Genomic DNA, 7,102 nt, shown 5'->3' on the forward strand with positions numbered 1-7,102 from the left:
CCGGTGGACAATACATCGCCCGAAGCCGTCCGCTCCACTGGACGAAGCCTGGAGGACCCGCGCGGCCGCAATCTCGCGATCGCTCGGCAATTGGTTCGGGCTCGTTCAGTTTGCCGCTTTGCTATCGTGTGTCGATCGAGCGGGCGGCGAAGGCAGGGCACGTTGATCCGCAGGCTGCTCGTTGAAGTAGAGCGAACTGCCGAGAACGAGGAACACGATGCCCACCGCCATCAACCCAACCATGAGCACGGCGATCGCCGTGCCTGGGCCATGGCCTGTCTTGATGATGGTGGATCGGTGGGGCATCGCGCCGTTCTCCAGATATGGCACACCAGGAGTGCCGAACTTTCGCGACAAACGACAAGCGCAGCCCGATGTTCCCTTGGCGGAGCTTCAATCGGTCAACTCGGGCTTTTGCTTTTTCCTATAGGACCAAGGTCTTATCTGTTGTGCGCAAAAGTCCAAGGGGCCTTGTTCAGTTCCGATAATGTCCCTTGGATGTTCCGCTATTTTAGGTAAATCTGATATAAAGCCCAGCGGGAAAACTTAGCCAGCCAAGCACATTTTCCCGCGAACCGGGCATGGAAAATGTGGCTTTGGCAAGTTCAACAACAGGCAGTCATGTCTCGGGCGACGAATGGCTCACGTCTCGTCGAATCGGCCCTCGCGGTTCTGATCGCGCGTGATCGCGGCTTCTTCCTCATCGTCGGGAAGGGCGTCGTCGCTGTCCTGGTACGCGTTATCGTCGTTCTCGTCGGGCAGATCGCCGTCTTTTTCGATGCCGTAACGCATGTCGCCGTTTTCCGGCACGGACTCTGGCAGGATCTGGCTGCCCTTGATCGCATCCCAATCCTGCTGCTCGATTGTCGGCCCGTCCGCCTGCGGTGCGTCATCTTCGATATCGGCGTTTGGTTTGTTGCGCGGTGCCATGCTTGGTCTCCATGCTTGAAAAACTGGAGGCGAAACTCGGCGTGCCGGCGTTTGTTCCGGATTCGAAGTGCAAGGACCGGGGGTGCTTCTGGGGATTGTCGACGGCTGGCGCGTCAGCCCAGCCAGCACCGCAGCCGCGGCCCGTACGGCTGCCAAGTTGCCGCGCAAATGGAGAGCGCGCAGCGGCGACCGGCCGGTTACTTGCGAACTTGCTAAAATAATGGAATGTTGTCCGCGGGAATGAGGCAGGGACTGGTTGGAACCGGCGCGGTTTCGACGGTTTGGGGAAACCATGTATTTTGGGCAGTTTCTCGTAGGAATGTCAGCCACGGCTCTCATTGTCGCGGTGTGGACCTATATGATCACCGGCTCTTTCTGGGAGGCATTTGCCTGGACCATAGCGACGCTGCTTGTCCTGCAGGTCGGTTACTTCGTGCTCATCGTGAGGCTGATCTTCAGGCGCGCGCACGATATCGCGCCGAGCCAGGATCCGGTGGACGCCTTCCCGCCATTGCATCGCGACGGTGTCCAGCTTTAAACCGGGTAGCCGGGATCGATCAGGAATGGCGTTCCAGACCAGGCCGTCCACTCGCTGGTATGCGCGAGGGCAAATTCGGGGAACGTCGCCACCAGCGCGATCACGACCAACGGCAAGGTGTTTGGTCACTGAGACAGCGTCCGAGCATATCCCTGCCGGAGATTTCGGCGCAGCGTTGTCGTGTGAACATGACGCATGCGCGACCAGCTTCGCATGGAGCTCAGGCCGTCAGGCGGAACAAGTGATGATGCTTCGCGTTCTCTAGCGGTACCGGTGAGGTTGCCACCTCCATCGGAACTGTCATGGCTCGCTCTGCTCCCGGCGGGGCGAGCCTTTTTCCGTGCTCCCATCGTCCAGATAGAGGGACGCGAGGCTGATTTGACGCGGCGACAACAGGTGCTTCGTTAATCCGGCTACAGCAGGAATTTTTCGTCTTCTAATGTCCGTACACATTTGTGCAAGTTTTCAAGCATTTCCGCGCTGTCTGCCGCATGTCTGATCAGCAACAAATTAATATCCGGGCCAAACGTAACATCTTCAATTCTGAAGTTCGATGGAACCGCATGGCAGCGGTGGAGTTTTTATGGAGGGCGGAATTCAATTGTCACTAGGAGACGGTCATGAAACTTTATCTTACAAGCGCGGCGGCCGCAGTCGTCCTGATGGGCGGCATTGGTGCGGCGCTGGCGGAGAGCGTCGTCGTCGTCCAGCCGGAGCAGGAGACAGTCGTTCGCGAATACATCAAGAGGGAACCGCTTGCCTCGGTGAACCTTCTGGGGGTCGAACTCAAGCTCGGCTCCTCGGTGCCGGACACTGTCGAATTGCGTGAGGTGCCCGACGTCAAATATCGCGTCGCCGTGATCAATGACCAGACGGTCCTCGTCGATCCGGAGACCCGCCAGATCGTTGAAGTGCTGCACTAAGGGGGTTCCCGCAGCACTGGACCTTGGGGAAAACCCGCCCCGACGTCGCGTCGGTGGCGGGTTTCCTTTGCCGCGACCCGCTATGGCCTATTCGGCGGCCAGTCTATCCTGCGTCTTGGTCTCGAAATCGCTGGCGTCGTGGCGCTCATGCAATTGCATGGCAGGCTCGCCGAAAGCGCGGTTGACCATGCGGCCGCGCTTGACCGTCGGTCGTGCGTCGATCGCCTTGGCCCAGCGTTGCACATGTGTGTATTCCTGCACGGACAGGAACTCGGCGGAATCATTGTACATGCGGCCGAGCGCCAGCCCGCCATACCAGGGCCACACCGCCATATCGGCGATGGAATAGTCCTTGCCGCCGAGATATTCGGTCTCGGCCAGTCGGCGGTCGAGCACATCCATCTGGCGTTTCACCTCCATCGAGAAGCGGTCGATGGCATATTCGAACTTTTCCGGCGCATAGGCATAAAAGTGACCGAAGCCGCCGCCCAGATAGGGCGCCGAGCCCATCTGCCAGAACAGCCAGGACAGCACCTCGGCGCGGGCCGGCTGTTCGGTCGGCAGGAATTCGCCGAACTTTTCGGCGAGATAGACCAGGATCGAACCGGATTCGAAGATGCGCACCGGCGTCTTGCCGCTGCGGTCCATCAGGGCCGGGATCTTGGAGTTGGGATTGACCTCGACGAAGCCGCTGCCGAACTGGTCGCCATCGTTGATCCGGATCAGCCAGGCATCGTATTCGGCGCTCTTGTGGCCGCGCGCCAGAAGCTCTTCCAGCATGACGGTGACCTTGACGCCGTTCGGCGTCGCCAGCGAATAGAGCTGCAACGGATGCTTGCCGACGGGCAGTTCCTTGTCATGCGTCGGTCCGGCGATCGGCCGGTTGATGCTGGCAAAGGCTCCGCCGCTCGGCTTGTTCCAGGTCCATACTTTCGGCGGTGTGTAGTCGGTCATTTCGTGGCCTCGTGTCGGGGAAGGATGGCAGGTCGCCATAAACTAGGGCTGCGGATGTGTAAGTTCAACTTGCGTTGAACTATTATCGATGCCCGCAGGGCCAACATCGGCAATTGGGCACTTCCTCGCCCTTGCGCCTTCTCCGGCGTGGCATACCTATAGAAGATGTCACCAAAGCCCATCCAGGACAAAAGCATGACCATCAATCCCAATCCGCGCTCGGTCGTTGCCGTGCGGGCCACTGTCCCCGAAGATGCCTTTACGGCCAGCGCGCTTGGCACGCTCAGGGAAGGCAGCGGCGTCGTCATTCGCAATGACGGGCTGGTGCTGACCATCGGCTATCTCATCACCGAAGCGGAAGAGGTCTGGCTGACCAGCCATGACGGCCGCGTCATCCCCGCGCACGCGCTCGCCTATGACCAGGAATCGGGCTTTGGCCTGGTGCAGGCGCTGGCGCCGCTCGGCCTGCCGGCCGTGGCGCTGGGCGATGCCGGCAAGGCCAGGATCGGCGACGCCGTCGTGCTGGCCGACGGCATCGGCCAGTCGGTGCAGGCCAGGATCGTCACCAAGCAGGAATTCGCCGGCTATTGGGAATATCTGCTCGACGAGGCGATCTTCATTGCGCCCGCGCATCCGTCCTGGGGCGGTGCCGGGCTGTTCGGCGCCGACGGCTCGCTGCTCGGCATCGGCTCGCTGCGCCTGCAGATGAGCCGCAACGGCGAGGTGGCCGACATCAACATGGTGGTGCCGATCGATCTGTTGCCGCCCATTCTCGACGACCTCTTGACGCGCGGCCAGGTGGCCAAGCCGCCGCGCCCGTGGCTCGGCGCCCTGTCGGCCGAAAGCGACGGCAGAGTGGTGGTGATGAGCGTGACCGAGGGCGGCCCGGCGGCCAAGGCCGGCCTGCGTCAGGGCGACATCATCTCCGACATCCGCGACGGCGCGGTCGACGGGCTGGCCGATTTCTATCGCAAGCTGTGGGAGAGCGGCTCGGCGGGGGCCGAGATTACGATGCGGGTGCTGCGCGACGGCCGCGAAACCTGGCTGCGCGTCAAATCGGCCGACCGCGGCAGCTTTCTGAAAAAGCCGCAGCTGCAGTAGGCGCGTCGATGGCGTCGGCGATGTCATCGGGTTGCCAATTCGCCCGACGGGCAGCCGCTCGGCCATCGCGGTCTCCAGCCCGGCGGGATTGCCCAGCGCCTCGCGCGCCTGTCGCAGCCGGTTCTCGCCGCGACCGGCGATGATCACCTCGGCCCCAGCCTCACTGCAGCGTCGGGCCAGCGCCAGACCCATGCCGGAGCCGCCGCCGACGATCAGGATTTTCTGATTTGAAATGCTCATTCGCACTGCCTTTGCTTGGATGGAGAAGGGCAGGGAATTGGCAGTTCGGTACGGCAAGTGAAAACGGAAGAAACCGATAGCGCTATCGGAAACGCCGATGATGCAGGGCGATCAGTTGCCGCAAGCGGTGAAGGCAGCGCCCGGGTTCCAGTCCTTGAAAGCGATGGCCTGGCCTTCGACGGAGACGGTCTTGTGCTTGGTGCTGCCGTCCGGCTGCTTTTCGCTGCTGGTGCCTTTGCCGGTCAGCACATTGTACTCGCAGGCGCTTTCGGCATTCTCCTTCAAATAGTCATCATGGCTATAGGCGAAGCCGGCGACGATGAAGGCACCGTTGCGCCAGGCGATGGTCAGCGTCATGTCGGTCCGTTCGCTGCCGACCGGCATCGCTGGCAGGTAGAATTTGATCGAACCGTTGGGCAGCATCGTCAGTTCCGGCTCGGTGTCGGAGTTCTCGTAGCCCGGCCGGTCGTAGCCGTTCCATTCCCCGTGGATCTGCTCGTGCACGATCTCGACAGGCTTGAGGTAATTGTGCTCCTTGTCCCTGAGGAAGAAGTGGACGTCCATCGGCTGGCCGGGCTCGGTCTCGACCACCATGGCAAGATCGACGGCGCCATCGCCGTTGAAGTCGCCGGTCACAGCCGTGACGATTTTTCGGGTTTCGATCGGCTCCGCCAGGGCGAGGCTCGGCAACAGCAAAGATAGAAAAGCGAGCAGCAGAGATTTCATGGTGGCATATTCCCCAGACTGACACCTTGCGGTCCTATAGCATGGCGGTGGAATATCGCGCGCCCTCTCTTCTCCCCGACGAAGTCGCGCGGCGATGCTTTCTTCGCTTTGTGGTGACGCAACTGACGAAAACTGACAGCGATCTGTGCCACATGCCGGGCGATGACGATGGGCGCAATGCGGGCAATACGACAATGGGAGCAGGAACTATGGTGGCGCGAGCGGCACTGAACAAACAGGCCGGCTAATGGCGCCGGTCAAGGTCGATCCCGACAAGGTCCATGAATTCCCGGATGCGGGCAGCTTCTACGCGTGGCTTGGCAAGCACCACGCTACGGAAACCGAAGTGTGGATCAAGGTTCACAAGGTGGGGTCGGGACTGAAGTCGATCACCCCCAAGCAAGCCATCGACGTGGTGCTGTGCTTCGGCTGGATCGATGCGGTGCGCAAGGGGCTGGACGACAAGAGTTTCCTGCAGCGCTACACGCCGCGCGGCAGGAAGAGCATCTGGAGCCTGATCAACATCGACAATGTCGCGCGGCTGGTCGAGGAGGGCCGCATGACCGAGCATGGGCTCAAACAGGTCGAGGCGGCCAAGGCGGACGGGCGCTGGGCGCGCGCCTATGGCAGCGGCAAGCAGATGAAGATCCCCGATGATCTGCAAGCAGCCATAGACGCGGAACCCGCCGCCAAGGCGATGCTTGAAAAACTCAGCGCGCAAAACCGCTTCGCGCTCGCCTTCCGCACCCACAACATGAAGACCGAGGCCGGGCGCAAGAAGAAGATCGAGACGTTTGTGGCCATGCTGAAGCGCGGCGAGACGATCCATCCGCAAGGCAGGAAGTAAGCCGCTCAGGCTCTTTCTGCGGCGAGGGGCATGCGTTTCGCATGCGGCCCGCCACCCGATTCCTGGGCAGATTGTGATCGGCACTCAGCGTCGCATGAAGTGCTTCAGTATCTGAATCGCCGAATTGTTATAAGCATCTGTTTTTGTGCGGATTTGACAGGTGTCTGTCGCGCATTTCCCCCGGCATTGCGTAGCCAAGAAAAAAGCCGCCTTCGCTTTTACGAGTGGCGGCCTTTTGCCGGGAGGAAGTCAGGAAGGAGGGGCGATCAAGCAGCCTTGGCGTGCTTGATGGTTCAAAGGCAGATACTATTGGTTCAGGTCGACCGGTGTCACGCCAAGAAGTTTCAGGGCGTTGGCATAGGTCCTGATGCCTTGGGCCTGCTTTCGCTCGGCACAAAACCGGTTCGCCTTGTCCTGGAGCGCGGTTGCCTCGGCGATCTGGCTTGCGCGGGTGCCTGGGGCGGCCTTCGTTTGGATAGCCCCGTCGAGTTGAAGGCCGAGCTGGCTGCAATATTCGCTCCGGGTGACCGCTGCGTCCGCACCCGATTGTGCGGCCGCCAGCATGGCGAGCGAAATGCCTGTCAGGGCACCGGTCCATCCGGCCGAACGTCGTTGCATGTTTCGGGACCATTTCTTCGCGTTGTGCAGCAGCCCGCTTGACCGCCGCGAGGGTGGTTATGACAGGCGATGTTTTCGCGAGTTTTTCCCGGATGTTGATTCTTGTTTCTGGAGTGTGTCTGGCGGGGTTTTCCCTTCTCCCCCTGTGGGAGAAGGTGGCCTCGCGAAGCGAGGTCGGATGAGGGGTGTTCCAGGGAACACCAACGTCTCACTCCGCTGGAACAC

General features: G+C 61.1%; 10 protein-coding genes and 1 pseudogene. 5 read left to right on the forward strand and 6 right to left on the reverse strand.

The annotated features are described in order from the left end of the window. Positions 1–105: 105 nt before the first annotated feature. Complete coding sequence (locus tag EOD15_RS24885) at positions 106–306, reverse strand: hypothetical protein (RefSeq protein WP_127317973.1); 201 nt, start codon at positions 304–306, stop codon at positions 106–108. Between the two features lie 336 nt (positions 307–642). Then, entirely contained in the window at positions 643–930 is a 288-nt protein-coding gene (locus EOD15_RS24890) for a hypothetical protein (protein ID WP_127317971.1), read from the reverse strand. A gap of 319 nt (positions 931–1,249) precedes the next feature. Between EOD15_RS24890 and EOD15_RS24895 the strand changes: the two genes are divergently transcribed. Beyond that, positions 1,250–1,468: an exopolysaccharide production repressor protein gene (locus EOD15_RS24895; RefSeq protein WP_245463762.1), complete on the forward strand. Its 219-nt coding sequence runs from the start codon at positions 1,250–1,252 to the stop codon at positions 1,466–1,468. Positions 1,469–2,088: 620 nt separating this feature from the next. After that, entirely contained in the window at positions 2,089–2,391 is a 303-nt protein-coding gene (locus EOD15_RS24900; protein ID WP_027035237.1) for a DUF1236 domain-containing protein, read from the forward strand. An 87-nt stretch (positions 2,392–2,478) separates the two neighbouring features. Here EOD15_RS24900 and yghU read toward each other — a convergent pair whose 3' ends face one another. Next, positions 2,479–3,345 carry a glutathione-dependent disulfide-bond oxidoreductase gene (yghU, locus tag EOD15_RS24905; protein WP_127317967.1) on the reverse strand — a complete coding sequence of 289 codons (867 nt, stop codon included), beginning with the start codon at positions 3,343–3,345 and terminating at the stop codon, positions 2,479–2,481. A gap of 195 nt (positions 3,346–3,540) precedes the next feature. On the opposite strand from yghU, the gene EOD15_RS24910 reads away from it, so the two are divergent. Then, on the forward strand, positions 3,541–4,446 hold the full coding sequence (locus EOD15_RS24910; protein WP_127317965.1) for a S1C family serine protease: 906 nt from the start codon (positions 3,541–3,543) through the stop codon (positions 4,444–4,446). A 96-nt stretch (positions 4,447–4,542) separates the two neighbouring features. Here the strand turns inward: EOD15_RS24910 and EOD15_RS37275 are convergent. Together EOD15_RS37275 and EOD15_RS24920 are read right to left on the reverse strand one after the other, a co-directional pair. Next, positions 4,543–4,686, reverse strand: a pseudogene (locus EOD15_RS37275) (SDR family NAD(P)-dependent oxidoreductase); the annotation flags it as partial. 111 nt (positions 4,687–4,797) lie between these two features. Continuing rightward, positions 4,798–5,412, reverse strand: a complete 615-nt coding sequence (locus tag EOD15_RS24920; protein WP_127317963.1) for a hypothetical protein — start codon at positions 5,410–5,412, stop codon at positions 4,798–4,800. A 41-nt stretch (positions 5,413–5,453) separates the two neighbouring features. Here EOD15_RS24920 and EOD15_RS24925 point away from each other — a divergent pair, with 41 nt between their 5' ends. Next, complete coding sequence (locus EOD15_RS24925) at positions 5,454–5,660, forward strand: hypothetical protein (protein ID WP_127317961.1); 207 nt, start codon at positions 5,454–5,456, stop codon at positions 5,658–5,660. Beyond that, on the forward strand, positions 5,660–6,259 hold the full coding sequence (locus tag EOD15_RS24930) for a YdeI/OmpD-associated family protein (protein ID WP_127317959.1): 600 nt from the start codon (positions 5,660–5,662) through the stop codon (positions 6,257–6,259). Before EOD15_RS24925 ends, EOD15_RS24930 begins: the two co-directional genes overlap by 1 nt. A gap of 306 nt (positions 6,260–6,565) precedes the next feature. Here EOD15_RS24930 and EOD15_RS24935 read toward each other — a convergent pair whose 3' ends face one another. After that, positions 6,566–6,823 (reverse strand): hypothetical protein, encoded by a 258-nt coding sequence (locus EOD15_RS24935; protein ID WP_245463763.1) that lies wholly within the window; start codon positions 6,821–6,823, stop codon positions 6,566–6,568. Positions 6,824–7,102: the final 279 nt, after the last annotated feature.

Origin of the sequence: Mesorhizobium sp. M7A.T.Ca.US.000.02.2.1, from assembly GCF_003996995.1 — a bacterium.
Lineage (GTDB): Bacteria > Pseudomonadota > Alphaproteobacteria > Rhizobiales > Rhizobiaceae > Mesorhizobium.